The sequence below is a fragment of the Micromonospora parastrephiae genome, assembly GCF_016802865.1.
Lineage (GTDB): Bacteria > Actinomycetota > Actinomycetes > Mycobacteriales > Micromonosporaceae > Micromonospora > Micromonospora parastrephiae.
This window is the reverse complement of the sequence record NZ_JAEVHM010000008.1, coordinates 34,290-59,196: the sequence shown is the minus strand read 5'-3', so window position 1 is coordinate 59,196 and position 24,907 is coordinate 34,290. Positions and strand designations below refer to the sequence as shown.

21 protein-coding genes and 4 pseudogenes are annotated in these 24,907 nt (G+C 72.0%); 14 read left to right on the top strand and 11 right to left on the bottom strand.

Translation table 11 applies throughout. The features are described 5' to 3' along the window. Window positions 1-2: 2 nt before the first annotated feature. Entirely contained in the window at window positions 3-2,633 is a 2,631-nt protein-coding gene (gene lanKC, locus JNW91_RS03805; RefSeq protein WP_238424300.1) for a class III lanthionine synthetase LanKC, read from the bottom strand. Between the two features lie 166 nt (window positions 2,634-2,799). Continuing rightward, window positions 2,800-3,585 carry an alpha/beta fold hydrolase gene (locus JNW91_RS03800; protein ID WP_203173545.1) on the bottom strand — a complete coding sequence of 262 codons (786 nt, stop codon included), beginning with the start codon at window positions 3,583-3,585 and terminating at the stop codon, window positions 2,800-2,802. Between the two features lie 43 nt (window positions 3,586-3,628). On the opposite strand from JNW91_RS03800, the gene JNW91_RS03795 reads away from it, so the two are divergent. Beyond that, complete coding sequence (locus tag JNW91_RS03795) at window positions 3,629-4,183, top strand: hypothetical protein (RefSeq protein WP_203173544.1); 555 nt, start codon at window positions 3,629-3,631, stop codon at window positions 4,181-4,183. Window positions 4,184-4,228: 45 nt separating this feature from the next. Here the strand turns inward: JNW91_RS03795 and JNW91_RS33810 are convergent, their stop codons facing one another. Then, the gene (locus JNW91_RS33810; RefSeq protein WP_407664247.1) at window positions 4,229-4,414 is read right to left on the bottom strand and encodes a hypothetical protein; all 186 of its coding nucleotides are present in this window, start codon (window positions 4,412-4,414) and stop codon (window positions 4,229-4,231) included. Between the two features lie 110 nt (window positions 4,415-4,524). After that, window positions 4,525-5,793, bottom strand: a pseudogene (locus tag JNW91_RS03790) (beta-N-acetylhexosaminidase); the annotation flags it as partial. 246 nt (window positions 5,794-6,039) lie between these two features. On the opposite strand from JNW91_RS03790, the gene zwf reads away from it, so the two are divergent. From zwf to JNW91_RS33060, 4 genes and pseudogenes are all read left to right on the top strand, one after another. Continuing rightward, window positions 6,040-7,419 (top strand): glucose-6-phosphate dehydrogenase, encoded by a 1,380-nt coding sequence (gene zwf / locus JNW91_RS03785; RefSeq protein ID WP_203173543.1) that lies wholly within the window; start codon window positions 6,040-6,042, stop codon window positions 7,417-7,419. 51 nt (window positions 7,420-7,470) lie between these two features. Continuing rightward, window positions 7,471-8,322 carry a GNAT family N-acetyltransferase gene (locus JNW91_RS03780; protein WP_203173542.1) on the top strand — a complete coding sequence of 284 codons (852 nt, stop codon included), beginning with the start codon at window positions 7,471-7,473 and terminating at the stop codon, window positions 8,320-8,322. A 228-nt stretch (window positions 8,323-8,550) separates the two neighbouring features. Then, window positions 8,551-9,962: pseudogene (locus JNW91_RS03775) on the top strand (OFA family MFS transporter). Continuing rightward, the gene (locus JNW91_RS33060) at window positions 9,959-10,084 is read left to right on the top strand and encodes an MFS transporter small subunit (RefSeq protein WP_255544963.1); all 126 of its coding nucleotides are present in this window, start codon (window positions 9,959-9,961) and stop codon (window positions 10,082-10,084) included. The pseudogene JNW91_RS03775 and the gene JNW91_RS33060 overlap by 4 nt, the downstream one beginning before the upstream one ends. A gap of 31 nt (window positions 10,085-10,115) precedes the next feature. Here the strand turns inward: JNW91_RS33060 and JNW91_RS03770 are convergent, their stop codons facing one another. After that, window positions 10,116-10,844, bottom strand: coding sequence for an SDR family NAD(P)-dependent oxidoreductase (locus tag JNW91_RS03770; RefSeq protein WP_203173541.1), 729 nt, complete (start codon window positions 10,842-10,844; stop codon window positions 10,116-10,118). A 121-nt stretch (window positions 10,845-10,965) separates the two neighbouring features. On the opposite strand from JNW91_RS03770, the gene JNW91_RS03765 reads away from it, so the two are divergent. From JNW91_RS03765 to JNW91_RS03755, 3 genes are all read left to right on the top strand, one after another. Then, on the top strand, window positions 10,966-11,262 hold the full coding sequence (locus JNW91_RS03765) for a patatin-like phospholipase family protein (RefSeq protein WP_309244212.1): 297 nt from the start codon (window positions 10,966-10,968) through the stop codon (window positions 11,260-11,262). A gap of 62 nt (window positions 11,263-11,324) precedes the next feature. Continuing rightward, window positions 11,325-11,786, top strand: coding sequence for a peroxiredoxin (locus tag JNW91_RS03760; RefSeq protein ID WP_309244211.1), 462 nt, complete (start codon window positions 11,325-11,327; stop codon window positions 11,784-11,786). Window positions 11,787-11,859: 73 nt separating this feature from the next. After that, on the top strand, window positions 11,860-12,546 hold the full coding sequence (locus tag JNW91_RS03755; protein WP_203173540.1) for a hypothetical protein: 687 nt from the start codon (window positions 11,860-11,862) through the stop codon (window positions 12,544-12,546). 143 nt (window positions 12,547-12,689) lie between these two features. On the opposite strand, the gene JNW91_RS03750 is transcribed toward JNW91_RS03755, so the two are convergent. The 3 genes from JNW91_RS03750 to JNW91_RS03740 form a co-directional block, all read right to left on the bottom strand. Next, on the bottom strand, window positions 12,690-13,874 hold the full coding sequence (locus tag JNW91_RS03750; protein WP_203173539.1) for a GNAT family N-acetyltransferase: 1,185 nt from the start codon (window positions 13,872-13,874) through the stop codon (window positions 12,690-12,692). A 158-nt stretch (window positions 13,875-14,032) separates the two neighbouring features. After that, window positions 14,033-15,031 (bottom strand): cytochrome d ubiquinol oxidase subunit II, encoded by a 999-nt coding sequence (cydB, locus tag JNW91_RS03745; RefSeq protein WP_203173538.1) that lies wholly within the window; start codon window positions 15,029-15,031, stop codon window positions 14,033-14,035. A gap of 14 nt (window positions 15,032-15,045) precedes the next feature. Continuing rightward, a complete protein-coding gene (locus tag JNW91_RS03740) occupies window positions 15,046-16,461 on the bottom strand; it encodes a cytochrome ubiquinol oxidase subunit I (RefSeq protein WP_203173556.1) in 1,416 nt (471 codons plus the stop codon). A gap of 162 nt (window positions 16,462-16,623) precedes the next feature. Between JNW91_RS03740 and JNW91_RS03735 the strand changes: the two genes are divergently transcribed. The 4 genes and pseudogenes from JNW91_RS03735 (at window position 16,624) to JNW91_RS03720 (ending at window position 20,496) form a co-directional block, all read left to right on the top strand. Then, window positions 16,624-17,397 (top strand): lysophospholipid acyltransferase family protein, encoded by a 774-nt coding sequence (locus JNW91_RS03735; RefSeq protein ID WP_203173537.1) that lies wholly within the window; start codon window positions 16,624-16,626, stop codon window positions 17,395-17,397. 150 nt (window positions 17,398-17,547) lie between these two features. Beyond that, a pseudogene (locus JNW91_RS03730) lies at window positions 17,548-18,314 on the top strand (glycerophosphodiester phosphodiesterase). Between the two features lie 17 nt (window positions 18,315-18,331). Continuing rightward, window positions 18,332-19,723 carry an MFS transporter gene (locus JNW91_RS03725; protein WP_203173536.1) on the top strand — a complete coding sequence of 464 codons (1,392 nt, stop codon included), beginning with the start codon at window positions 18,332-18,334 and terminating at the stop codon, window positions 19,721-19,723. A 56-nt stretch (window positions 19,724-19,779) separates the two neighbouring features. Continuing rightward, entirely contained in the window at window positions 19,780-20,496 is a 717-nt protein-coding gene (locus JNW91_RS03720) for a thymidine kinase (RefSeq protein WP_203173535.1), read from the top strand. On the opposite strand, the pseudogene JNW91_RS03715 reads toward JNW91_RS03720, so the two are convergent. After that, window positions 20,463-21,641 (bottom strand): annotated as a pseudogene (locus JNW91_RS03715) (low temperature requirement protein A). The gene JNW91_RS03720 and the pseudogene JNW91_RS03715 overlap by 34 nt on opposite strands. Before the next feature lie 52 nt (window positions 21,642-21,693). Continuing rightward, window positions 21,694-22,152, bottom strand: a complete 459-nt coding sequence (locus tag JNW91_RS03705) for an Rv0361 family membrane protein (protein ID WP_407664246.1) — start codon at window positions 22,150-22,152, stop codon at window positions 21,694-21,696. A gap of 147 nt (window positions 22,153-22,299) precedes the next feature. On the opposite strand from JNW91_RS03705, the gene JNW91_RS03700 reads away from it, so the two are divergent. Together JNW91_RS03700 and JNW91_RS03695 are read left to right on the top strand one after the other, a co-directional pair. Then, window positions 22,300-23,208 carry an acyl-CoA dehydrogenase family protein gene (locus JNW91_RS03700; protein ID WP_203173531.1) on the top strand — a complete coding sequence of 303 codons (909 nt, stop codon included), beginning with the start codon at window positions 22,300-22,302 and terminating at the stop codon, window positions 23,206-23,208. After that, window positions 23,184-24,143, top strand: coding sequence for an acyl-CoA dehydrogenase family protein (locus tag JNW91_RS03695; protein ID WP_203173530.1), 960 nt, complete (start codon window positions 23,184-23,186; stop codon window positions 24,141-24,143). Before JNW91_RS03700 ends, JNW91_RS03695 begins: the two co-directional genes overlap by 25 nt. On the opposite strand, the gene JNW91_RS03690 is transcribed toward JNW91_RS03695, so the two are convergent. Next, window positions 24,035-24,880: an LLM class flavin-dependent oxidoreductase gene (locus JNW91_RS03690; protein WP_203173529.1), complete on the bottom strand. Its 846-nt coding sequence runs from the start codon at window positions 24,878-24,880 to the stop codon at window positions 24,035-24,037. The genes JNW91_RS03695 and JNW91_RS03690 overlap by 109 nt on opposite strands. Between the last annotated feature and the right edge of the window lie 27 nt (window positions 24,881-24,907).

Sequence of the window (24,907 nt, the reverse complement as noted above, 5' to 3'; positions counted from 1 at the left end):
TGTCACCTCCCTTCCATCCGTTCGTCGGTCAGGTCGCCCTCGCTGTCGCGAGGGAGTCTGGTCGCGCCCGCGAGGGGCGCGAGGAACGGCAGCACCGGCGGCTCGTCGTGCTGGGCGCAGGCCAGCGCGTACAGCACGCCGGCGGTGCCGGTGCCGAGGTCCATGGACAGGCGCAGCAACTGCTCACCGGGGAAGGCCGTGCCGTCGCGGTACGGCAGCGCGTGCCAGGACAGCCGATCCAGCTGCACGTCGAGTTCCCGGCGGTCGGCGTCGTCGGTCGATGCGGCGAGGTAGCTGATGATGCCGGCCCGGCCAGCGAAGAGTCCGGATTGCGCGTAGAACGGTGACCGTGCCGCGCGGCGGATCCCGGCACTCGCCTCGGCGAACCGGTCGTCGGCGCGGTGGCGCAGGTACTGGTCGATGACCAGCCCGATGCCGACGCTGCCGTGCGCCAGGTATGGCATGGTTCGCCAGCCCTCGTTGACCTCCAGCGCGCCGTCCGGGCGCAGCACGCACCGGCGCAGGTCCTGGCGCAGCGCCGTGGCGGCGTGCCCCAGGAGGTCGTCGTCGCCGGTGAGTTCGTAGAGCCGCAGCAACATCAGCGCCGGTCCGGTCCGGCCGCGCAGCAGCCCGGCGTAAGGGTGGCGTCCGCCGCTGATGTCGGGGCCCGGGTCGTCGGCCAGCCGGTCGATCACCCGCTGGGCCGCCCGCCAGGCGGCGTCGAGCAGTGACGCCTCCCCGGTACGCGCGGCCAGTTCGGCCAGGTTGAGGGCGATTCCGGACAGTCCGCTCGACAGGCTGTGGTCGAGCCCGTCCAGGGGCTCGCGCAGGCAGATGTCGAGGACGTCCAGGGCGTCCTGCCGGCGTCCGAGGTGTTCCAGGGTGTACGCCACACCGTGCAGGCCGTCGTAGAAGCCGCAGCGGGTGCCGGACGGGGGTGCTGTCGCCCGCCGTACCAGCCAGTCCTCGTGTTCGGGCCAGCGGCCCGCGCCGGCCTTGTCGAGTGCGTACAGCACGCCGGCCGCGCCGTGGGCGAGGTTGAGGCCGCCGCTGCGGAACTGTTCGATGTCGCCGGGGAAGAGCCGGTCGTCGCGCTCGGGGGTGGCGCTGGCGACGATCGCTCTGGTCAGTTGGTCTCGCAGGGTCGGCCAGTCGCGCGTGTCGAGGTCCAGGCCGGGGTTGGCGGTGTCTCGTGGACCGCCGGTGATTTCCTCGACCGCCGGGTCCAGGAAGGATCGCGGCACCGGGAAGTTCGCGGCGATGATGTCGGCGAGGTGGCCCACCTTCGTCGGTGCGAGGCGGACCAGCTGGGTCAGTGGCAGGAACAGCGCCAGCCGCAGGCACGCCAGCGCGTACCGGTCGACCGCTGGTCCGGTCCGGTCCCGGGGCGCCGCGAAGCCCTGGTTGCGCAGCCCGGGTCGACGGTGTCCGGTGATCGGGGCGGCGACCTCGAAGTCGACCAGGACGACTCGATCGTCCGGGCGGACCATGATGTTGAACAGGTGCAGGTCCCCGTAGACCAGGCCGTGCTGGTGGATCGCCTCGATGAGGGACTCGACCTGCTCGTAGATGTGCCGGGCCCATCGGGCGTACGTCGCCCGGTCGTCGTCCGTGGCGTCGGCGTCGATGAGCGGGTAGCGGTCGACGAGCACCTTGTTCAGCGGCCGGCCCTCGATGAATTCGAGGGCGAGGAACCGGTGCTCGCCGAGGGTGAACTCGTCGTGCACACGTGGCACCTGCGGCAGGTCGGAGAGTTGCCGCAGTGCGGCGGCCTCGCGTGCCAGTCGGGCGACGGCGTCGACGCCGTCGGCGTCCAGGCCGGCGTGCGGTCGTGCCTCCTTCAGCACCACCTGGGTGTCGCTGCGCAGGTCCCGGCCCACGTACAGCCCGCCGCCGTTCGAGAAGTGGATCACCCGCTCGATGCGGTAGGGCACCTCGTTGGTGCTGGTCTCGCTCCGGGCGGCCAGGTGCGGGCCGAGGAAGTCGGGCAGGGTGATCCAGGACGGGACGTGGAAGACCGGTTCGCGACGGTCGGGTACCAGCGCACCGGAGTCGTCCTCGATCGCCGGCACCACCTGACCGTCCGGCGAGTGGCAGTAACGGGCGGCGAAGCCGCCGTAGCGCACGTGGACCGGGCCGGCTCCGTAGCGGAGGTCGCTGAGGATGTACGGTCCGGACTCGCCGGCGAGCAGTTTGTCGAGTTCCTTGCAGGTCAGCTCCAGCTCCGCGTCGTCGCGGGGGTAGACCGTGATGAACTTGCCGCTGGCGGCCCGCGCGGCGTACTTGGAGTTGCGCAGCAGCAACGTGCGAGGTCCGCGCAGGAACTTGAAGGACAGGCCGCGGGGGACGCAGTAGTCCCAGACCGCGTCGAGCACCCGCTCGGCGTTGGCCAGACCCGCCGACACGTGGATCTTCCAGCCCTGCTGCGGCAGCGAGCCGCCGTCCGGGCCGTAGATCAACCAGTCGTCGAGCGGCTCTCGGCGCCAGCCGGCCGGTACCGGCCGCTCGGCGGCCGGGAAGACGGGCTGCGCGACGGCGCTGCCGAGCGAGTCGTAGAACAGTCGATCCGCGGCGCAGTAACTGTCGTAGCGCTCGTCCACCGTCCCGCCTCCCGTCACGAACTCGGCCGGCATGTGTTCCGGCGCTGGATTGAGTCTCGTTCACAGGACGTGACGGGCCACAGTGCGCTTAGTCATGAGCTTCGGTGTGGGGCGCACGGGCACTCATGACAAAAGTCAGGTCCGCACGGCCGGGGAGGGTCGGGGACCCTGCCGCGCTGGCTTGCCGCAGGTCGGGCGGTCAGTTGTGCGTGCGGCGCAGCCAGTCCTGGGTGAGCGAGCGCAGCAGCGCCGGTTGTTCGAAGGGCAGGTAGTGCCCGGCTTCGTCGATCACCGTGAAGGTGCCACGGGGATAGCGGCGCATGGCGTGGAACTGGTCGGCGTAGCCGACGATGCCGTCCTGTCGGCCGGTGAGCACGCTGACCGGCCCGTCGAAGACGGTGTCGTCGTGCTCGTCGGGAAGCGCGTACCCGGGGCCTGTTCGCAGGTCCTGCTGGAACGTCTCGTCGCCGGAGCCGCCGGAGGTGAGCGCGGCGAGCACCGTCGCGACGACGGCCGGGGTGCGATGGCCCAGCGCGGTGTCGAGGTGTGCGCGCAGGTCGGCGGGGGCGGCGTCGAGCCAGCCGGTGGGCGCCGCCGGTGGGCGACGACGGTCGGGCAGGGTCCGACGTTCCGGCGAGATGGCGACACCCGGGCAGACGAGGAGCAGGCCACGGACGAGTTCTGGCCGCTGGCGTGCGATCCCGGCGGCGAGGTAGGCGCCGTAGGACGCGCCGGCCAGCAGGACGGGCGCGTCGAGGTGACGGTCGAGCCATGCGCAGACGGCGTCCAGCACCGCCTGGGAGGTGGGGTGGCCGGTCGCTGGTGAGTCGCCGTGGCCGGGCAGGTCCAGGTACGTCTCGCGCAGGCCCGCACCGGCGAGGGCGGGACTGAGGGCGGCTGCCGTGGTGGCGCGGCTCGTGCCGAACATGGGCAGGCAGACGATCGCCGGTCCGGTTCCCGCTGTCTCGTCGACCGCCAGATCCATCCCGGGAGCCTAGCGAGTGTGCCCGGCGGCGGGTGGAACGGGCGTGCGCCCGCGGCTGGTGCTCTCTACAGTGGTGCGCTCGGCCGGCGAAGTGATCATCGTCGGGGCCGCTCACCACAACGGGGGAACGACCATGATGGGTAGGCCTGTCCGTACCGTCCTGACCCTTGTCGCGCTGGCCGGCCTGGCCGCTGGTTGCGACCCGTCGGCGGCGCAGGACGCGGGGAGCGCCGCGCCGTCGGCGGCCGCGGCGCCCAGTGCGACGGTGGACGTCGCGGCGAACAGCAAGCAGGTCTGCGAGACGACCCTGGCGGTGGTGAAGAAGCACTTTGTCGCGATGGCGGACGACGCGATCGCCGCGATCGACAAGCCGGTCAGCGCGAAGGAGCAGGGTGCGAAGGTGCGGGGCCACTACACGGCGCTCGCGCAGGATCTCCGTGAGGAGGCGCCGACGGCTGCGGATCCGCGGGTGCGTACGGCGTTGGAGAATCTCGCCGCCGCGGTCGAGAAGCGGCTCACCGGCCCGAAGGCCACCGAGGTGGAGGCGCCGGACCTGGATCCGACCCTGAAGGCGTTGGACAGCGCCTGCGGTCGTTGAGCGACGCGGGGGCACCGGCCGCGGCGGCCGGTGCCCCCGACCGGCTCAGCTCCAGGGCACCTGGGGCGACGGGTAGAAGTTGACCTGCTGCAGGCGCCAGCGGGGTGCCTGCTCCCCCAGTCGGGTCCGGAACGATTCCCAGTCGTGGCTGGCCGCCGTCGACCAGCCGAGCTCGGCGATCGCGGGCAGGCGTGGGAAGGCCATGTACTCGATGTCGTCGAGGGTTCGCAGGGTTTCGGACCACAGGGGTGCCTCGACGCCGAGGATCGCGTTCTCGCCGACGCGCTGACGCGGGTGGCGGGGTCCCAGCCGTACGCGTCGGAAACCTCGATCAGGCCGGCCCAGCGCAGCCCGAGGGGCGTGTTGGCGTCGTACTTCATGTCCAGGTAGGACTTGTTGGCCGGCGACATGATGACCTTGGTGCCTCGGGCGGCGGCGTCGGCCAGGTCGGCGTTGGTGGTGCCGGTGCCCCAGAACTGTGCGACCACGTCGGCGGGTGGATCGACCTGTGTGACCTCGTTCCAGCCCGAGGCGCGTTTGCCGTACTTGGTGACGAGGGGCAGGACGCGGTTCATGAAGGTGCGGTAGTCCTCGTCGGTGGTGGCGTGGGCTTCGTCGCCGCCGATGTGCAGGAAGGGTCCGGGTGTGATGGCGGCGAGTTCGCGGATGACGTCCTCGACGAAGCGGTAGGTCAGGTCGTCGTTGATGCAGAGGGAGCTGTAGCCGACGGCGGTGTCGGTGCGTGGGGGCGGCGGGACACCGTCGCAGTTGAGTTCGGGGTAGGTCGACTGGGCGGCGTTGGTGTGGCCGGGCATGTCGATCTCGGGGACGATGGTGATGTGTCGTGCGGCCGCGTAGGCGACGACGGCCTTGTAGTCGGCCTTGGTGAGGTATCCGGGGCCGACGCCGTCGACTCCGGTGCCGGGGCCGCCGCCGACGGTGGTGAGTCGGGGCCAGGAGTCGATCTGGATGCGCCAGCCCTGGTCGTCGGTCAGGTGCAGGTGCAGGTAGTTGATTTTGTACTGGCTGATGAGGTCCACGTAGGCGGTGATCTCGTCGACGGTGTGGAAGTGCCGTGCGAGGTCGAGCATGGCGCCGCGGTAGGCGAAGCGCGGGTAGTCGACGATGCGTCCGCCGGGGATGGTCCAGGTGGTTCGTCGCCGGTTGGGCGCCTCGATGTCGGCGGGTAGGAGTTGGCGCAGGGTCTGTGTGCCGGCGAACAGTCCGGCGGGGGTGTTGGCGCGGATCGTGACGCGCTGGCGGGTGACGTCGAGTTGGTAGCCCTCCTGGCCGATGCGGTGGTCCGCTCCCCCGAGCAGGAGGGCGATCTCGGGCAGTGGTGTGGAGGGCACGGGTAGGACCGGCAGGGGGTAGCCGGTGGCGGGGCGCAGTGTCTCGGCGAGTTGACGGCCCACCTGGCGGGCGTCGGTGGAGCCGGGTGTGGTGCGGATGACGGTCAGGGGGCTGATCCGGAACGCGGCCCGGGGGTCGGGGCGGGTGTCGACGGGTGCGGGGATCACGTCGGTCAGGTGTCGGGCCGGGGTGGTGGGCGCGGCGACGGCCGGGGCTGCGGTGAGGGTGAGGGGCAGTGCGAGTGCGGCGGTGACCATCAGCCGCGTCGTGGTGTGTCGGCGACGCACGGATACCTCCAGGCGTTCGTTATGATCGGTGTTCGTCGATCCGACTCGCACGCTACCCGTGGCGCGCTTGGACTGTAAACCTTCCTAATCAATGGTCCGGGTGCGACGCTGGTGCGGTCTGTCGCCGTGCTCACGGCGGCACAGCAGGGGAATTCGCAGGTGGGCAGCGCCGTTCACCGGTTGGAAGATCAGTTCAGATGATCGGATGGAAGTGCCATGCCCATGCGCTCTGACGCGGTAGTGCTGTTCGGCGTCACGGGAGACCTCGTATCGAAGAAGCTGTTCCCGGCGCTGTACGAGCTGACCCGACGCGGTCGCCTCGACGTGCCGGTGATCGGCGTGGCCCGCTCCCCCTGGGATGATCAACAACTGGTCTCCACCGCCCGCAAGTCGGTCAGCGAGGCGAACGCCGAGGTCGACGACGAGGCGTTCGACGCCCTGGCGCGCAACCTGTCGATGATCTCCGGCGACTACGCCGACCCGTTCACGTACCAACGGCTCGCGGAGCGTCTGCGCGACGCCGAACGACCGATCTTCTACCTGGCGATCCCGCCGGCGGTGTTCGGCGCCGTCGTCGACGGCCTGGCGGCGGCCGGACTGGCCGAGCGGGGCCGGGTGATCGTGGAGAAGCCGTTCGGGCGTGACCTGACGTCGTCGCGCGAGCTGGACCGTACGCTGCGCGCGGCGTTCGACCCGCGGCGTGTGTTCCGCATCGACCACTACCTCGGCAAGGAAGCCGTCGAGGGCCTCTACGCCTTCCGGTTCGCGAACCGGTTGTTCGAGCCGTTGTGGAACAGCGAGCACATCGACAACATCCAGGTCACGCTCGCCGAGGGCTTCGGCACCCAGGGCCGGGCCGGCTTCTACGACCGGGTGGGCGCCACCCGCGACGTGCTGCAGAACCACATCCTGCAGGTCGTCGCCCTGATCGCGATGGACGCGCCGGCCGCCGACGACATCGACGCCTTCCGCGAGGCGGAGAGCGCGGTGCTGCGGCAGATCGAGCCCCTGTCGCCGGACTCCACGGTGCGGGGGCAGTACGCGGGTTACCGCGACGAGCCGGGCGTCGCGCCGGACTCGAACACGGAGACGTTCGTGGCCACCCGGTTGACGGTCAACTCCCCCCGCTGGGCGGGTGTGCCGTTCTACCTGCGCACCGGCAAGTCCCTGCCAGGGACGGCGACCGAGGTGGTGGTCGAGTTCAAGCAGCCGCAGCGCTCGCTCATCCCGGCCGAGAACGGGGCCCAGGCGCCCGCGAACCTGCTGCGGTTCCGGCTCGGTCGCGGCGACGGCATCACGATGTCCATCCAGGCCAAGAGCCCGGGCGCCGAGGTGACCAGCCGGCCGGTGGACCTGTCGGTCGACTTCGGCGCGGCGTTCGGTCGCCGTCAGGAGGCGTACGAGCGGCTGCTCGACGACGCGATGGACGGGCAGCATCTGCGGTTCGCGCGCGCGGAGACGATCGAGCAGGAGTGGCGCATCGTCGGGCCGATCCTGGATCTGGCGGCCGAGGTCCAGTCGTACGACAAGGGCACCTGGGGTCCGGCGGACGCCGACGCGTTGGCCGGCGGCTGGCACACCCCGGACCTGCGGTAGTGGTGCTGCTCACGGTGCCGGCAGCGCCGGCATCGTGGCAGGCTGGGCCGAGTGACAGCTGATCATCAGGACCAGGACCAGGACACGCTACGCGCGCTCGCCGAGCTGGCCGAGGCCGAGTTCATGTTCCGGTACGAGTCGGGGGCGCCGGCCGACGTCCGGGAGGCGCTCGGGATCCGGACCGCCCGGATGGGCGGCGGGGTGGTGCTGTCGATGCGGCACGACCCGACCGGGTACTGGAGCAAGGCGCTCGGGTTCGGCTTCGACGAGCCGGTCAGCGGCGACCTGATCGCCCGGGTGTGCGACCTCTACCGCGCCGAGGGCACTCCGGCAGCTGTCATCCAGATCGCTCCGGACCGGTTGCCGGCGGACTGGGACGACATCTGCGCGCGGGAGAACATCAGCGCGGGGAGCGTCTGGGTGAAGCTCGCCGGCGAGATCGCGGCGCTGCGGCCGGGCCGCACGGACCTGCGGGTCGGGCCGGTCCCGGACCACCTGGTGGACGAGTGGGCCTCGGTGGTGCTGCGCTGCTTCGGGATGCCCGAGGAACACCTGGCGCCGATGGTCGCCGCGAGCGTGCGCGATCCGGGCTTTCGCCCCTTCGCCGCCTGGGACGGCACGCAGATGGTGGCCGCCGCCAACCTGTTCCTGCACGGCGCGGTCGGTTCGCTCAACACCGCCGCGACCCTGCCGACGCATCGGGGTCGGGGTGCGCAGTCGGCCCTGTTGGCGGCCAGGGCGGCCGCCGCCGCGGCGGCCGGCTGCCGGTGGGTCACCGCCGAGACGGGACGACCCGAGCCGGGGTCGTCCAACCCGTCGCTGAACAACATGCGCCGGCTGGGCCTCACACCGTTGTACGAGCGGCGCAACTGGGTCTGGCGGGCGCAGCAGCCGGCCGTCTAGGAAATCACGGCCGGCCCGATGCGTGATCGACTCCGGATCACCGACATGGGGGTGTCCCGCGCCAGGGACACCCCCATGTCGCCGGTGAGCAGTGGGTCGACCACCGGCGGCTGAGTGACCGCTCAGCTCACCGCAGCGACCGTCCGGCGACGGTGAGGTTTGCCGCTCGGGCGCGGTGTGGGCACGTTGTCACCAACGTTTCCCGCCCGCTCCGAGAGGAAGCAGCGCATGCTTTCCGCACTCGACCGTCGGCACACCGTCGCGCCACCCGGCTACAGCCGGTGGCTGATCCCCCCGGCGGCGTTGGCCATCCATCTCTGCATCGGTCAGGTCTACGCGACCAGCGTCTACAAGAACTCGCTGATCGCCCACTTCGACACCGGTCAGACCGCGATCGGGGTCATCTTCAGCATCGCGATCGTGATGCTCGGCCTGTCGGCCGCGGTCGCCGGGACCTGGGTGGAGGCGAACGGGCCGCGCAAGGCCATGTTCGTCTCCGCCTGCTTCTGGGCGGCGGGCTTCCTGGTGGGGTCGCTGGGCATCGCCACGAAGCAGCTGTGGCTGCTGTACCTGGGCTACGGGCTGCTCGGCGGCATCGGCCTGGGAATCGGGTACATCTCCCCCGTCTCCACGCTGATCAAGTGTTCCCGGATCGGCCGGGTCTCGCCACCGGTCTGGCGATCATGGGTTTCGGAGGTGGGGCGATGGTGGCCTCTCCCCTGTCGCGGCAGCTGTTGTCGTTCTACGACCCCGCCTACGACCCGTCCAACGGGGCCTCCACGGCGTCGGGCAGCGCGCTGGTGTGGTTGTTCGTGACGCTCGGCCTGGGCTACTTCGTGATCATGATGTTCGGGGTGGCGAACGTGCGGGTGCCGGCCGACGGCTGGCGTCCGGCGGGCTTCGACCCGGCGAGTGTGGCGGCGAAACCACTGGTCACCACGGCGAACGTGTCGGCGGCCAACGCGGTGAAGACCCGCTCGTTCTGGCTGCTGTGGGTGGTGCTGTTCTGCAACGTGACCGCGGGCATCGGCATCCTGGAACAGGCCAGCCCGATGATCCAGGACTTCTTCCGGGACAACGGCACGTCGGCGGTGTCGGTGGCGGCGGCCGGCGGGTTCGTGGGCCTGCTGTCGCTGTTCAACATGGCAGGTCGGTTCGTGTGGTCGTCCACGTCGGACCTGATCGGGCGTCGTCCGATCTACATGGTGTATCTGGGTGTCGGCATGGTGCTGTACGTGCTGCTGGCGCTCGTCGGGCAGACCGCGACGGCGCTGTTCGTGCTGCTGGCCTGTGTGATCCTCTCGTTCTACGGCGGCGGATTCGCCACCGTGCCGGCGTACCTGCGGGACCTGTTCGGCACGTACCAGGTGGGCGCGATCCACGGACGGCTGCTGACCGCCTGGTCGGCGGCGGGAATCGCCGGGCCGTTGATCGTCAACGGGTTCCTCGACGCGCAGGGCAAGCCGGGCACGTTGACGGCGGCGGCGTACCGGCCGGCGTTGTTCACCATGGTCGGCCTGCTGGCCGTGGGCTTCGTGGCGAACCTGCTGGTGCGCCCGGTGCCGCAGCGCTACCACGAACCGTCGGCGCAGGGAAACGTGGACGAGGGCAGGACCGCGGAGAGGAGTGGCACGCGATGAGTGACGACAGCCGACACGGGCAGCACGCCCGGTTGTGGATTTCCTGGCTGGTGGTGGCGGCGCTGCTGGGCTACGGGGTGGTGCAGACGCTGATCACGGCGGCGAAACTGTTCACGCACTGAGGAGGTGAGCCGGGGCGCGCGGCGCCCCGGCTCACAGGCCACCGGAGACGCGCAGCACCGTGCCGGTGGCGTACGAGGCGTCCGGGCTGAGCAGCCAGGCTATGGCGGCGGCGATCTCGTCGGGTTCCCCGGCGCGGCCCAGCGGGATGCGGCCGACCGCGGTGTCGGCACGGTCGGGTACGCCTGAGTCGGCGTGGATGTCGGTGCGCACGATGCCGGGCGCGACGGCGTTGACCCGGATGCCCCTCGGGGCGAGTTCCTTGGCCAGACCCACGGTGAGCGTGTCGGTGGCCGCCTTCACCGCGGCGTAGTGCACGTACTCCCCCGGGCTGCCGAGGGTCGCGGCGGCCGACGAGACGTTGACGATAGCGCCGCCGTCGGTCAACCGGCGGGCGGCCTGCTGGGCGCAGAGGACGTAGCCGACGAGGTTGACGTCGACGACCCGGCGCAGGTCCTCGACGCGCAGCTCGGTGAAGGGCCCGATGAGGCTGGTGACGCCGGCGTTGTTGACCAGGCCGGTGAGCGGACCGAGGCGCGCGGCGGCGTCGAACAGCGCGGCGACCTGGTCGGGATCGGTGGTGTCGGCGCGTACCGCGATGGCCTGCCCGCCGGCCGCCCGCAGATCGGCCAGGACGGCGTCCGCGGCGGCGTGGTCACGGCGGTAACACAGGGCGATGTGGTGACCGGCCTGGGCGAGACGGCGGGCGGTGGCCGCGCCGATGCCGCGGCCACCGCCGGTGATGACGGTGACGGGTGCCACGGTGCCTCCCGGGATTTCTGACGGCTGCGCAACGGTCCCGCCGACGCTACCGTGACCGGCGCGGACCAGTCGTCGAGAGGAGGGTCACACGCAGCGGGCGTTGGTGCTCGGCGGTGGTGGCGTGACCGGCGTGGCGTGGGAGTTGGGGCTGCTGGCGGGGTTGGCCGAGCGGGGCGCGGCGGTCACCGAGGCCGACCTGGTGGTCGGCACGTCGGCGGGTTCGGTGGTCGGCGCGCAGGTGCGTTCCGGGGTGCCGCTGGAGCAGCTGTACGAGGAGCAGTTGGCGCCGCCGACGGGTGAGGTGGCGGCGCGGCTGGGTTCGTGGCGGTGGCGCGGCTGGTGTGGGCCGGTGGCCGCACCCGTGACGCGGCGGCGCGGGCCGGACGGGCGCAGGCAGCGGTGGTGGCGGACGAGGTGACGACGCTCTGGGTGTGATCGCTTACGCTCACCGCGCGTTCGGTCGGACAACGGAGGTGCGCGGTGGCGGGTGTGGGTGTCGGCGACGTGGTGGAGGATTTCGAGCTGCCGGACGAGACGGGCACGCCGCGACGGCTGTCGGAGTTCCTGGCGACCGGTCCGGTGGCGCTGTTCTTCTACCCGGCGGCGATGACCCGGGGCTGCACGGCGGAGAGCTGCCACTTCCGGGACCTCGCGGCGGAGTTCGCGGCGCTGGGCGCCTCGCGGGTGGGCATCAGCCGCGATCCGGTGGCGAAGCAGGCGGAGTTCTCCCGGCTGCACGGCTTCGACTATCCGCTGCTGTCGGATGTGGACGGCAGGGTGGCGCAGCAGCTGGGGGTCAGGCGGCGGCTGCCGTTGGGGCCGTTGAGCATGAAGCGGATGACGTTCGTGATCGGTACCGACCGGCGGATCATCGAGGTGATCCACAGCGAGGTCAGCATGAACGACCACGCGGACCGGGCGCTGCGGGCGTTGGGCGGTTGAGCCCCGTGCGGCGGGTGTCGCAGCGGGCTGGTATCAAGACAGCAATCAAACAGGTGTACGGAAGAGGGTTGTGATGGATGCCGGCCAGGGTTTGTCCACTGACGAGGTGCAGAGCATCCGGGAGGCGTTGGCGGCCGGGCGTAAGCCGCGGGTGGTGTTCACCGCGTCGGCGGGGCAGATCGCCGGTCAGGTCGGCCAGGTGGTCGAGCTGACCGATCCCGAGGTGTCCGACGAGTTCGTGGTGGTGCGGTTCGGCCGCGACGAGTTGCCGTTCTCCCCGGCCGATCTGGCGGTGGCGCCCAAGGGCGCGGGCCGCCGGGTGGTGGAGCCGAAACCGGAGCCGGAGCCGCAGGCGCCGCCGGCGGTGGCGGTGCCGGAGTTCGTGTTGGACACGCCGCGGGTTCCCGCGCAGCGACAGGAGGAGCCGAAGGTGGAGCAGACCGAGAAGCCGCCGGCGCGGCGGCCGGTCAAGGCTGTCAAGCCCAAGGGGCCCGCGGGTCTGACGGTGACGCTGGCGTACGCCGACGGTGAGTGGACCGTCGCCGCGCAGCAGGGCAGCAAGGCCCTGGCCAAGCCGTACGTGGTGAAGCCGGCGGAGGCGTTGAAGATGGTGGCGCTGGTCGACGTGCCCGGTGTGCAGGAGGCGGTGGAGCAGATCCTCGGCACCGAGCGGGCCGAGGCGGAGCAGCAGGCGGAGAAGCTGCGCGCCGAGCTGGCCGAGATCGAGGCGCGACTGGCGGAGCTGCGCGAGGCCCGCTGAGGGCGCTCAGCGCCGGGCGCGGTGTTCCAGTGGCCGGGTGAGCAGCCGGGTCAACTGGTCGCGTTCGGCGCTGCCGGCCCGACCGGATGCGATCACCGGGCGGCTCGGCGCCGTACCCGACGATCTGAGCGGCACGCGGCCGCTCAGAAGTAGTCGAGCAGTTGCGCCGGGCCTCCGGAGCCCAGCAGGTCCAGGGCGTCCGGCGCGACACCGGCGGCGTGCAGCAGGCCCGCCTGGGCGACCGACCGGGCGCGGGCCGCCCCGGCGTACAGCAGCGCGAAGCCGCGGACGTTCAGCCGCAGGTCCGCCTCACCGTCGAACCGGGTCAGCTCGGCGGCGCCGTCGGTCACGGCCAAGCGCCACGTGCCGGTGTTCCACTCGGCGAGCGGGTCGGTGAGGCTGAAGTCGACGACGCCCCGAGCGTGGGCCGGCCAACCGCGTGCGCTCACCGCCCGGGCCACGTCCACCGGCCGGTGCATCCACAGGTCCCGCTCGTGTTCGCGGGCCGACTCCAGCGGCAGGTGGACGCCGACCGCGTCACCGTCGAGGGGGCACAGCCGCAGGGTCGGCGCGACGCTGGCCCAACTGGCGAGCACGCCGACGAGTTCCCGGGCGGCCTCGGAGGTGGTGGCCAGGGCCTCGTCGACGGTGAGTACGGAGTCGGCGCCGTATCCGCGGCCCCGCTGCCAGGTGGCGTAGCCCACGAGGTCGCCGTCGTGCTCGACGAGGGTGAGCCCGTCGCCGGGCAGGCCGCCGTCGGCGGCGAAGAAGTCGAACAGCTCGCCCCGGCGCGTCAGCATGCCGTTGCGGTGCCGGGTGACCTGTTCGTAGAGGGCGGCGACGGCGGGTAGGTCCGCAGGCGTGCCGGCCCGCACGCTCAGGTGCGCGGCAGGTCGGTGTCGGGGCAGCGCGGCGGTGGCCAGGTCGACGGTGCGCAGCACACCGCCGGCCTCCCACCCGCAGGCGCGGTAGGGGGCGGCGATGGTCGGGTACAACGCGCTGACCGCGGCGCCGCGCTCGCGGGCGCCGCGCAGCAGCGTGTTGAGCAGGGCGCGGGCCACGCCCCGACCGCGGGCCTCGGGGGCGACCGCCACACCGGCGACGTCGGCGGCCGGCACCGCACGCCCGGACCACCACTGCTCGTGGTGCAGGTCGACGGCCTTGCCGACGAGCCGACCGGCGTCGTCGAACGCGCCGTAGCGGGTCATCCCGGGCACCTCGACGCTGGCGTGCGGAGGTCGTTGCGGGTCGGAGCCGAACGCGAACCGCCCCAGCTCCCAGGCGGCTTCGAGGTCGGCGGCGGAGAGTTCGCGGACGGGGTCGGGCATCGGCACACCCTAGCGGGCGGATCGGAGCCGACCCCCCTCCCTCGCCGTCGATCAAGGAATTGTGGTGGGTGACAAAGCAGCCCTACCGCGTCAAGTCCGGCACCATAACTCCATGATCGACCGGGTCGGCCCGCGGGCTCGGCCCGCGGGCCGGTCGGTCAGTGCTGCGGGATGTTGGCGACGCCGATGCGCTTGCGGAACACCCAGTACGTCCAGCCCTGGTAGGCCAGCACCACCGGAGTGAAGATCACCGCCACCCACGTCATGAGCTTCAGGGTGTACGGGGTGGAGGCGGCGTTGGTGGCCGTCAGCGTGCCCGCCGCGTCCAGGGTGGAGGGCAGCACGTTCGGGAACAGCGCCGCGAACAGGGTGGCCACGGCCAGGCCGATCGCCAGGGCGGTGCCGGTGAACGCCCAGCCCTCCCGACGTACCCGGGCGGCGGCGAGGCCACCGAGCAGCGCGAGGGCCGCGCCGACGGCGAGCACGACGGCGGCCGCGCTGGAGCGGATGTTCAGCGTCCAGGTCAGGAAGCCGATCGCGAGCACGGCCGCGCCGGCACCCACGCGCACCGCGAGGGCGCCCGCGCGCTCGCGGATGTCGCCGGTGGTCTTCAGGGCGAGGAACACCGCGCCGTGGGTGAGGAACAGCGCGAGGGTGGTCGCGCCGCCCAGCAGGGCGTACGGGTTGAGCAGGTCCACCAGGCCACCGACGTACTCGTGGTCGGCGTCGAGTGGCACGCCGCGCAGGATGTTGGCGAAGGTGACGCCCCACAGGATCGCCGGCAGCAGCGAGCCGACCACGATCGCGGTGTCCCAGCGGCGCTTCCAGGACGCCTCGGGGCGCTTGTGCCGGTACTCGAAGGCCACCCCGCGGGCGATCAGGGCGAGCAGGATCAGCAGCAGCGGCAGGTAGAAACCGGAGAACAGGGTGGCGTACCACTCCGGGAAGGCGGCGAACATGGCGCCACCGGCGGTGATCAGCCACACCTCGTTGCCGTCCCAGACCGGGCCGATGGTGTTGATCAGCACGCGGCGTTCACGGTCGTCGCGGCCGAGCACGGGCAGCAGCATGCCGACGCCGAAGTCGAAGCCCTCCAGGATGAAGTAGCCGGTGAACAGCACGGCGACGAGGAGAAACCAGATGGTGGTCAGTTCCACGATGGGCTCCGGGGTCAGTAGGCGAAGGCGAGCGGGCGCTCGGCGTCGTCGTGGGTGTCGTCGATGGGGTGCTCGTCGCTGACGTCCGGCACGCCGGCCTCGGCGTAGCGCAGCAGCAGCTTCACCTCGATCACGGCGAGGGTCGCGTAGATCAGCGTGAAGGCGGTGAAGGAGGTGAGCACCTCGGCCAGCGAGACGCTGCGGGACACCCCGTTGCGGGTGAGCATCTCGCCGAAGACGATCCACGGCTGGCGACCCATCTCGGTGAAGATCCAGCCGAAGGAGTTGGCCAGCAGCGGCAGTACCGGCATGGCCAGCCCGGCGCGCAGCAGCCACCTGCTGCTCGGGGTACGGCCCTTGCGCTGGCTCCACAGCACCAGCAGGGCGATGGCACCGGCGGCCATCCCGAAGGCGATCATGAAGCGGAAGCTCCAGTAGGTCACCGGGATGATCGGGGTGTAGCTGCCCGCGCCGTACTGGGTCGCGTACTGGGCCTGCAGGTCGTTGATGCCGTGCACGGTGCCGTTCGGGTCGCCGGTGCCCAGGTACGACAGCAGGTAAGGGATCTTGAGGGCGAACACCTCGCGGCTGCCGTCGAGGCTGCCGATGGTGAGCACGGAGAACGAGGCGGGGCTCTCGGTGGTGTAGAGGCCCTCGGCGGCGGCCATCTTCATCGGCTGCACGTCCGTCATGATCTTGCCTTGGATGTCGCCGGTGAACAGCACGGCGGCGGAGGCGACCAGGACCACCCAGGAGCCGAACTTCGTGGCGAAGCGGTACGCGCCGGTGTCGGCGGAGTCGCGGTTGCGGATCAGGTGCCACAGGCCGACCGCGACGATCAGCGACCCGGCGACCAGGAACGAACCGGCCAGGGTGTGCGGGAAGGTGATGAGGGCGACCTTGTTGGTCAGCACGGCCGGGAAGTCGGTCAGCTCCGCGCGCCCGCTGTCCGGGTTGATCCGGTAGCCGACGGGGTTCTGCATGAACGAGTTCGCGGCGAGGATGAAGTACGCGGAGAGGTTGGTGCCGATCGCGGCGGCCCAGATGCTGGCCAGGTGCGCCCGCTTGGGCAGTCGGTCCCAGCCGAAGATCCACAGGCCGATGAAGGTGGATTCGAGGAAGAACGCGACCAGGGCCTCGATGGCGAGGGGGGCGCCGAAGATGTCGCCGACGAAGCGGGAGTAGTCGCTCCAGTTCATGCCGAACTGGAATTCCTGCACGATGCCGGTGACCACGCCCATGGCAAAGTTGATCAGGAAGAGTTTGCCGTAGAACTTGGTGAGCTTGAGGTAGCGCTCGTTGCCGGTGCGGTGCCACATCGTCTGCAGGATGGCCACCAGCACGGACAGGCCGATGGTCAGCGGAACGAAGAGAAAGTGGTAGACGGTGGTGACACCGAACTGCCAGCGGGCGACGTCCAACGCGTCCACCTGAAACCCCCAGCCATTCATACTACGGGACGTAGTAAATACTACTGCCCGTCGTAGACGGGTGGGTGTCCCGCGCCGCCCCGGGACCAATGACCCTGATCACCCGGGCAACCCGCCAACCGCCCTCGCGGCCACACCGCCGCGTGCGACGATGGCGCGCTGATGGACACCACGCATTCCCCCTGGCAGCCACCGCTGATCTGGCGCGCAGCCCTTCTGCTGGCCCGGGCCCTCGTCGGCCTGCTCGCCCGCCTCGAGGTCACCGGCGACGTTCCCGCAGACCTACGTCGTGGGCCGCTGGTGCTGGCCGCCAACCACATCAGCCCGTTCGATCCGCTCGTGATGGCCGCCGCCTGCCAGACCCGCGGCATCGCCCCGCGGATCATGGCCACCGCCGGGCTGTTCCGCGCCCCGGTGCTCGGCGCCGCGATGCGCCGGGCCGGGCACATCCGCGTCGACCGCGGCACCAGCGCCGTGCACCGGGCCCTGGACAACGCCGCCACCGCCGTCGCGGCGGGCTCGGTGATCCTCATCTACCCCGAGGGGCGCATCGGCCTGGACCCCGGCATGTGGCCCGAACGCGGCAAGACCGGCGCCGCCCGCCTCGCGCTGGCCTGCAACGCGCCCGTCATCCCGGTCGCCCAGTGGGGGTCGCACGAGGTGCTGCCCTACCAGGCGCCCCGGGGAATGCTGCGCGGCATCGTCCGCTCCCTGTGGCGCCGCCCGGTGATCCGCGTGCACTTCGGCACCCCCGTCGACCTGGGCGAGTCGACCGCCGCGATCCCCGGCGCCGCCCGGCGGGCCACCGGGCGGATCATCGACGCGCTCACCGACACCCTCGCCCCGCTGCGCCCGGACGAACCCGACCTCCCCCGGCACGTCGACCCCGGCCGCCCCACCGACCCCAGCCGGACCCACCGCCGCAGCGAGAGCTGATCCCTCCGGCGCGCACCACCGCGGGATTCCCATGATCTCTTGATGACCAGCAGGTGATTCGATCCGTCGGCGACTGCTGAGCATCAAGTGATCAAGGGAATCTTCCGGGCGGTCATCCGCCGGCCACCCACCGGGGGCATACTGCGTCGCGTGCTGACCCGATCCAGCTACCTCGACGCGCCCGCGCCGCTGGCGTTCGCGCACCGTGGCGGCGCCGCCGACGGCGACGAGAACACCGCCGAGGCGTTCGCCCGCGCCATCGGGCTGGGTTACCAGTACGTGGAGACCGACGTGCACGCCACCGCCGACGGAGTGGCGGTGATCTTCCACGACCCGACCCTCGCACGGGTCACCGGCGAGCGGGGACGCATCGCCGACCTGCGCTGGGCCGACCTCGCCTCGGTACGCGTCGGCGGGGCTGCCGTCGTACCCCGGCTCGACGAGGTGCTGGGCGCCTGGCCGCTGGTCCACTTCAACATCGACGTGAAGGCCGACGGCGGCGTCGAGCGACGGTCGCCACCGTGACCCGGGTCGGCGCCGCCGAACGGGTGCTGCTCGCCTCGTTCAGCGACGCCCGACTGACCCGGATGCGGGCGCTCACCGGGGGGCGGGTCGCCACCAGCCTCGGCATGCGCGGGGTGGCCCGGCTGCGACTCGCCTCCCTGCACGGGCGTCCGCTGCGGCTGCCTCCGTCGGTGGTCGCCGCGCAGGTGCCGCCACGCTACGGGCGGATGCCGGTGGTGGACCGCCGGTTCCTCGACTACTGCCACCGGCTGGGCCTTCAGGTGCACGTCTGGACGATCGACGAACCCGCCCAGATGCACGACTTACTCGATCGCGGCGTGGATGGCATCATGACCGATCACGTCGGCGTGCTGCGCGACGTCTACCGCAGCCGCGGCCACTGGGCCGCCTGACCATCGAAGGACCCCCGATGGCCGAAACCGTGACCCCCACGGTGGACGACACCCCGCCCCCGGCGAGCACCCGCCGCGAGCGCAGCGGCTGGTACATCTACGACTGGGCCAACTCCGCCTTCCAGACCACGGTCATCACGGTGTTCCTCGGTCCGTTCCTGACCACCGTCGCCGAGCTGGCCGCCGGCTGCGAACTGGGCGCGGACACCTGCGACGGGTACGTGCACCCACTGGGCATCCGGGTGGCCGCCGGCTCCTACTACCCGTACCTGATCTCGCTGTCGGTTTTCCTCACCGTGTTCGTGCTGCCGGTGATCGGGGCGATCGCCGACCGGTCGGCGCACAAGAAGCGGCTGCTCGGCGGCGCCGCGTTCACCGGCGCCGGCGCGACCATCGCGATGGCCTTCGTCACCGGCGACCGCTACCTGCTCGGCGGCGCGCTGTTCCTGATCGCCAACATCTCCTTCGGCGCGGCCATCGTGGTGTACAACTCGTTCCTGCCGCAGCTCGGCGGCCCCGACGAGCGCGACGGCATCTCCAGCCGCGGCTGGGCGCTGGGCTACCTCGGCGGTGGCCTGCTACTGGCGCTCAACCTGGTCGCGGTCACCCTGCTCAGTGAGGACGACAACCCGCAGCGCACCCTGGACCTGGCCCGCTGGTCGATCGTGTCCGCCGGCGTGTGGTGGGCGGCGTTCACGCTGGTGCCACTGCGGTGGCTGCGGGAACGCCCCACCGCGGCGGCGCTGGCTCGCGGCGGGAACGTGCTCACCGACGGGTTCCGGCAGTTGGGCCGGACGCTGCGCGAGGTCAAGGCGTACCCGCTGACCCTGTTCTTCCTGCTCGCGTTCCTGGTCTACAACGACGGGATCCAGACCGTCATCACCCTGGCCAGCCAGTACGGCACCGAGGAGTTGCGGCTGCAACAGAGCCACCTGATCGTCACGATCCTGCTGGTGCAGTTCCTCGCCTTCGGTGGCGCGTTGAGCCTCGGCGCTCTGGCCCGGCGCATCGGCGCCTGGAAGACGGTGCTGATCAGCCTGGTGCTCTGGACCGGTGTGATCATCGGCGCGTTCCGGCTGCCCGCCGAGGCGCCGGTGCCGTTCATGGTCCTCGGCGCGGCGATCGGGCTGGTCCTGGGCGGCAGCCAGGCGCTGAGCCGGTCGCTGTTCAGCCAGCTCATCCCGGCCGGCAAGGAGGGCGAGTACTACGGCTTCTACGAGATCAGCGACAAGGGCACCAGCTGGCTCGGGCCGCTCGCCTTCGGCCTGGTGTTCCAGCTCACCGCCTCCTACCGGGTGGGCCTGGTCTCACTGCTGATCTTCTTCGTGGTCGGGTTCCTGCTCCTCGCCGCCGTGCCGATCCGCCGGGCCATCGTCGCGGCCGGCAACACGCCGCCCCGGGTGCTCTGAGCACGCATCCCGCACCCGACAGATCACGGTCGGTCGATCGGCTAGGCTGCCCGACCGTGACTGACGACGCCGCCACCGCCCCTACCTGCCTGGCTCACCCGTTCCCCGGCCAGCCGCACGCCCCGGCGGGGTGCGCGGCGGCGCGCGGGCTCGACGGACGTCCGGTGCACGCGGCGGCGTTGAAGTTCTTCTGGGGGCCGATGGACTGCGGCAAGTCCACGATGGCGTTGCAGATGAACTACAACCACGCCCGGCAGGGCCGCCGCGGGCTGGTCACCACCCGCATCGACCGGTCGTTGGGCCCGCAGGTCACCACCCGCATCGGCCTGGCCCACGAGGCCATCGAGGTCACCGACGACCTGGACCTGCGCGCCCTGGTCCGCGGCCGGTGGGCCGACGGGGTACGCGTCGACTACCTCATCTGCGACGAGGCATGCTTCTACACCGTCGAGCACGTCGAGCAGATGGCCGAGCTGGTCGACAGCTACGACGTGGACGTGTTCGCGTTCGGGCTGGCCACCGACTTCCGGTCCTGCCTGTTTCCCGCCGCGCAACGCCTGTTCGAGTTGGCCGACGAGGTGGCCCGCATCCAGGTCGAGGTGCTGTGCTGGTGCGGTCGGGAGGGGCTGCTCAACGCCCGCGTCGTCGACGGGCGCGTCGTCCGCGAGGGGGCGCAGGTCGTCATCGGCGACACCGTGGACACCGCCGAGGTGCGCTACCAGGTGCTCTGCCGTCGGCACTACCGCAGCGGCGACCTCGGCCCCCGCGACTGAGGCGCCCGCCGCCCCGACACCCGGTCGGCCACGATCACCGCGACCGTGATCAGCAGCGCCGCCGCGGCGGCCACCGCGACCGGCACCCGCAGCGCGACAGCCGCGGGTACCAGCGCCAGCAACACCACCACCGCCGCGATCCGGCTGGTCGGCAGGGTCCGCCACAGCACCGCCCGGTAGGCGGCGTGCCCGGCGAGGAACAGCGCCGGACCGCCCAACGTGAACAGCGCGCCGGCCGGGGTGGCGGGGGCGCCGGGCTCGCGCAGGAGCTTCTCGTCCCCCGCCGAGGTGACGATGATGCCGGCGACCATCACCGGGTGCAGGTAGTTGAACGCCAGCCGGCCCAACGCGCCGGTGCGCTCACCAGCGCGCGCGATGACCTCCGCCGCCGCCGGAGCCGAACGGGCGAAGTACACCCACCACAGCGCCACCGAACCGGCGAACGCCAGCACGAACGCACCGGCCATCGTCAGGTCCAGGTGCTGCGCGAGTGTGCTGCCGGTGACCAGAATCGACTCACCCAGGGCGATGAGAATGAACGCCTGGCACCGCTCCGCCAGGTGCCCGCCCTCCACCATCCACCGCTCAGCTGGGGTACGGCCCAGACCGGGCACCGGGAACCCGGTCGACAGGCCGACCACCTCGAACACGATCGCGGCCGCCCACAACGCCTCCTGGAAGGCTCCGCCGACCACGGTGCCGACCACGGTGCCGACCACGGCGCCGAGCACCACGAGCAGCGACGTTCCGGCGAACCACGGCAGCGTCTTCTGAAACCCGTCGACCAGCCACGGCTGGCCCTGCACCGCCCACAACGCGAACACGGTGCGGCCCACCTGCAAGGTCACGTAGACCAGCGCGAAGACCGGTCCGGCCCCGGCGAACGCCTCGGGGATCGCCGCCGAGAGCAGCAGGCTGCCCAGCATCAGCGCGATCAGCAGCGCCCGCACCGGCGCCTGGTCGGGCCGCAGTCAATTCGTCCCCCAGGCGGTGTAGATCCACACGAACCAGACCAGCGCCAGCAGCAGCCCGGTGCGCGCCGCGCCACGCCAGTCCGGGTGCGCGATCAGGTAGTGCGCCAACTGGGTGGTCGTGAAGATGAACACCAGGTCGAAGAAGAGTTCCGTCGACGTGGTCGGCTCCACCCCCCGACGCTCGCGGAGCAACCAGGGCCGCTTCGGTCGGACGATCGGCGGCTCAGAAGGGGTCACCGCACACCCGCCAGTCGCCGCCCTCGCGGACCACCGGCAGGCGACGCTCCTCGCTGATCCCGCCGTCACGGCTCAACCGCACCGTCACCGTGCCGTGCGGTCGCCCACCCTTGGTGGCCACCGACACGTCGGTGATCTCGTAGTCGGTGACCATCGGCGGGGTACGCACCCAACTGGTGAAGCCGATCGCGCTCCACCGGCTGCGCGCGTCCTTGCACAACCGGTCGTACGCGCCGGTGGTGTCCCCGACGGCCACCTCGTTGAGGAAACCGTCGGCGGTCTCCCGGATCGGGCCGGCGGCCCCGCGAACCGTCTGCAGGTTCCACGCGGCCAGCCCGGCCACCCCGACGCAGCACAACGCCACGCCGAACCCGGCGAACGCCAGCCCGGTGCGCATCGGACGGGTCCGCCGGGCCGGTCGACTCCACGACTGGCCGGCACCCACGACTACCGACCGTAGAGAACACCGTCGCGCCGAATCACGACAAGCGGAAAATCGGGTCCGGCCGGTACGCGGGTGCGCCCTGTTCGGACCGGCCGCGGATCGTCTACCGTCGGCGCACACCCCCGAGCAGTGCCAGGGAGCCGATCGATGAACCGCTTCGTGCAGCCGGTACCACCTCCCGCCGATCCGTACGCCGACGACACCCTGCTGCGGTCCTGGCTGGAGCGTCACCTCGGCCCGGGCGGGCACGCCGCCGCGAAGGGTCGCCTCGCCGACCTGGCGGCCGACGTCACCGGGCCGCTGCGCGCGGCGCACGCCGACGCCGAGGCGCACCCGCCGACGCTGGTCCGCTACGACCCGTGGGGCGCGCGGATCGACCGCATCGACACGTCCGCCGGCTGGCAGGCGCAGCGGGCCGCCGCGGCCCGGCACGCCGTGGTCGCGCTGCCCTACCTCCCGGACGCGCGCGGCACCTGGGGCGCCGCCGCGCGGGTCGTACAGCACGCCCTGCTGCACCTCTACGGCCCGGAGTCGGCGACGTTCTCCTGTCCGGTGGCCATGGCCGACGGGGCGGCGGCGCTGCTCTGTCTTCCCGACGTCGACGCGGGGGTCCGCGACGCGTGGCTGCCCCGGCTGGTCTCGACCGACCCGGCCACGGCGATCACCAGCGGCCAGTGGATGACCGAGTCGCAGGGCGGCTCCGACCTGGGCCGCTCCAGCACCCTCGGCCGTCCGGCGGCGGACGGGTCGTGGCGGCTGACCGGCGAGAAGTGGTTCTGCTCCGCCGCCGACGCGGCGATGGCGGTGGCGCTGGCCCGACCCGAGGGCGCCGGGCGGGGCAGCCGGGTCCTCGCCCCCTTCCTGGTCCCCCGCTACGCGGCCGACTCACCCCTGGCCGACGGGGCCGCCGCCGACGCGCCGGCGCCGGGCGTCACCGTGCACCGGCTGAAGGACAAGCTCGGCACCCGCGCGCTGCCCACCGCCGAGATCGGCCTGCACGACGCGTACGCCGTGCCACTGGGCGACCCGGCGTGCCCGGCCTGGTCCGGGCGATGACCCTGGTGGTGGTGACCCGGGTGCACAACGCCGCCGCGGCGGCCGGTGGGATGCGCCGCGGTCTCGCCTACGCCCGGGCGTACGCCGACGTGCGGCACGTCGCGGGCGGCGCGCTGGCGTCCTCGCCGCTGCACCGGGCCACCCTGGGCACCCTCGCGGTCGACGCGGCGGGGGCGTTCGCCCTGGCCGGGCACGCGTTCGCGCTGCTCGGACGGATCGAGGTCGGCGCCGACCCGGCAGCGGCGGCCGAGCTGCGCATCGTGGCGCCGCTGGCGAAGCTCGCCACCGGCCGGCTCGCCGTCGGCTCCGCCAGCGAGTACGTGGAGAGCTTCGGCGGGGCCGGTTACGTGGAGGACACCGGCGTGCCCCGGCTGCTGCGCGACGCGCAGGTGCTGCCGATCTGGGAGGGCACCACCAACGTGCTGGCCCTGGACGTGCTGCGCGCGCTGACCCGCGAGGATGCCGGGGCGCCGCTGCTGAGTCGGCTCGCCGCCGCCGTGGACCTGGCCCGGCCGCTGTCGCCCGCGCTGGCCGACACCCTGGCCACCGCCGCCGCGCAGTTGGGCGACACCATCACCGCGGTGACCGCCGAACTGGGCGCCGCCGCGGTGCTGGCCGGTGCTCGCGGCCTGGCGCTGCGCCTGCCGTACGCGCTCACCGCCGCCCTGCTCGTCGAGCACGCCGCGTGGGGCGACGAGCAGGCGGAGCTGGCCGCCCGGCTGTGGGGCGCGGCGGTGGCTGCGGCACGAGGAGATCGCCGAGGACGCCCACCACCACCTGGACCTGCTCTGCTGAACGGCCGGCACGGGCTAGGGAGAGCCGGCGGTCAGCGCAGGGGGCCGCCGGCGACCGCCGCGCGCATCGCCGCCGGATCGTCGGCCGGCACGAACTCCAGCCACCAGGTGGCGCCGGCCGCGGCCAGCTCACCGAGGTAGGCCCGTTCGGCACGTTCGTCGGCTCGACGGCGTCGACCGCCGACCGCCACGTCGAACGGTTGGCCGTCGGCGCGCGTCGGCGGCAGAGCGTCCACCAGCTCGTGCACCTCGTCGGGGGTGAAGTCGGACCAGCCGGCGGTGTCGGTCAGCTTGTACGGGACGATGCCGTCGGCGCGGGCCGCCCGGCGTCGTACCGCGCCGGCCTGGGTGCTGCCGCCGACCCAGACCGGCACCCGGGGCGACTGCACCGGTGGCGGTCGCAGCGCCACCTGATCGGCGCGGTAGTGGGTGCCCTGGTGACTGATCCGCTCGCCGCTGAGCAGGCCGGTCAGCAGGTCGAGGCCCTCGTCGAGCATCGCGGCCCGCACGGCCGGTTCGGTCTGCTCGCCGAAGGCGGTCAGGCCCCGGTCGCCGGGGTCGCCGACGCCGACGGCGACGATGGCGCGGCCCGCGCTGAGGTGGTCGAGGGTGAGCACCTCGCGGGCCAGCTTCGCCGGGCGGCGCCGGGGCAGCGCGGTGACCGTGGTGCCCAGCCGCACCCGGCTGGTGCGGCCGGCGATCGCGGCGAGCACCAGCCACGGGTCGTAGGTGGACGGGTCGTCGCCGTCGTAGTGGATCAGATAGTCCTCCAGGAACACCCCGTCCCAGCCGGCGTGCTCGGCGAGTTCACCCAGCTCGACGAGGGTGGACACCGCGAGCGAGGCGCCACCGCAGGAGATCTCCAGACCGTGTCTCATCCGCCGACCGTAGAAGGCGGGTGCGAC

Coding starts and splice junctions, on each gene's coding strand:
- lanKC (WP_238424300.1), bottom strand. CDS start 2,633: ATGCCGGCCGAGTTCGTGACGGGAGGCGGGACGGTGGACGAGCGCTAC.
- JNW91_RS03800 (WP_203173545.1), bottom strand. CDS start 3,585: ATGGATCTGGCGGTCGACGAGACAGCGGGAACCGGACCGGCGATCGTC.
- zwf (WP_203173543.1), top strand. CDS start 6,040: ATGCCCATGCGCTCTGACGCGGTAGTGCTGTTCGGCGTCACGGGAGAC.
- JNW91_RS33060 (WP_255544963.1), top strand. CDS start 9,959: ATGAGTGACGACAGCCGACACGGGCAGCACGCCCGGTTGTGGATTTCC.
- JNW91_RS03755 (WP_203173540.1), top strand. CDS start 11,860: ATGGATGCCGGCCAGGGTTTGTCCACTGACGAGGTGCAGAGCATCCGG.
- JNW91_RS03750 (WP_203173539.1), bottom strand. CDS start 13,874: ATGCCCGACCCCGTCCGCGAACTCTCCGCCGCCGACCTCGAAGCCGCC.
- JNW91_RS03735 (WP_203173537.1), top strand. CDS start 16,624: ATGGACACCACGCATTCCCCCTGGCAGCCACCGCTGATCTGGCGCGCA.
- JNW91_RS03725 (WP_203173536.1), top strand. CDS start 18,332: ATGGCCGAAACCGTGACCCCCACGGTGGACGACACCCCGCCCCCGGCG.
- JNW91_RS03700 (WP_203173531.1), top strand. CDS start 22,300: ATGAACCGCTTCGTGCAGCCGGTACCACCTCCCGCCGATCCGTACGCC.
- JNW91_RS03690 (WP_203173529.1), bottom strand. CDS start 24,880: ATGAGACACGGTCTGGAGATCTCCTGCGGTGGCGCCTCGCTCGCGGTG.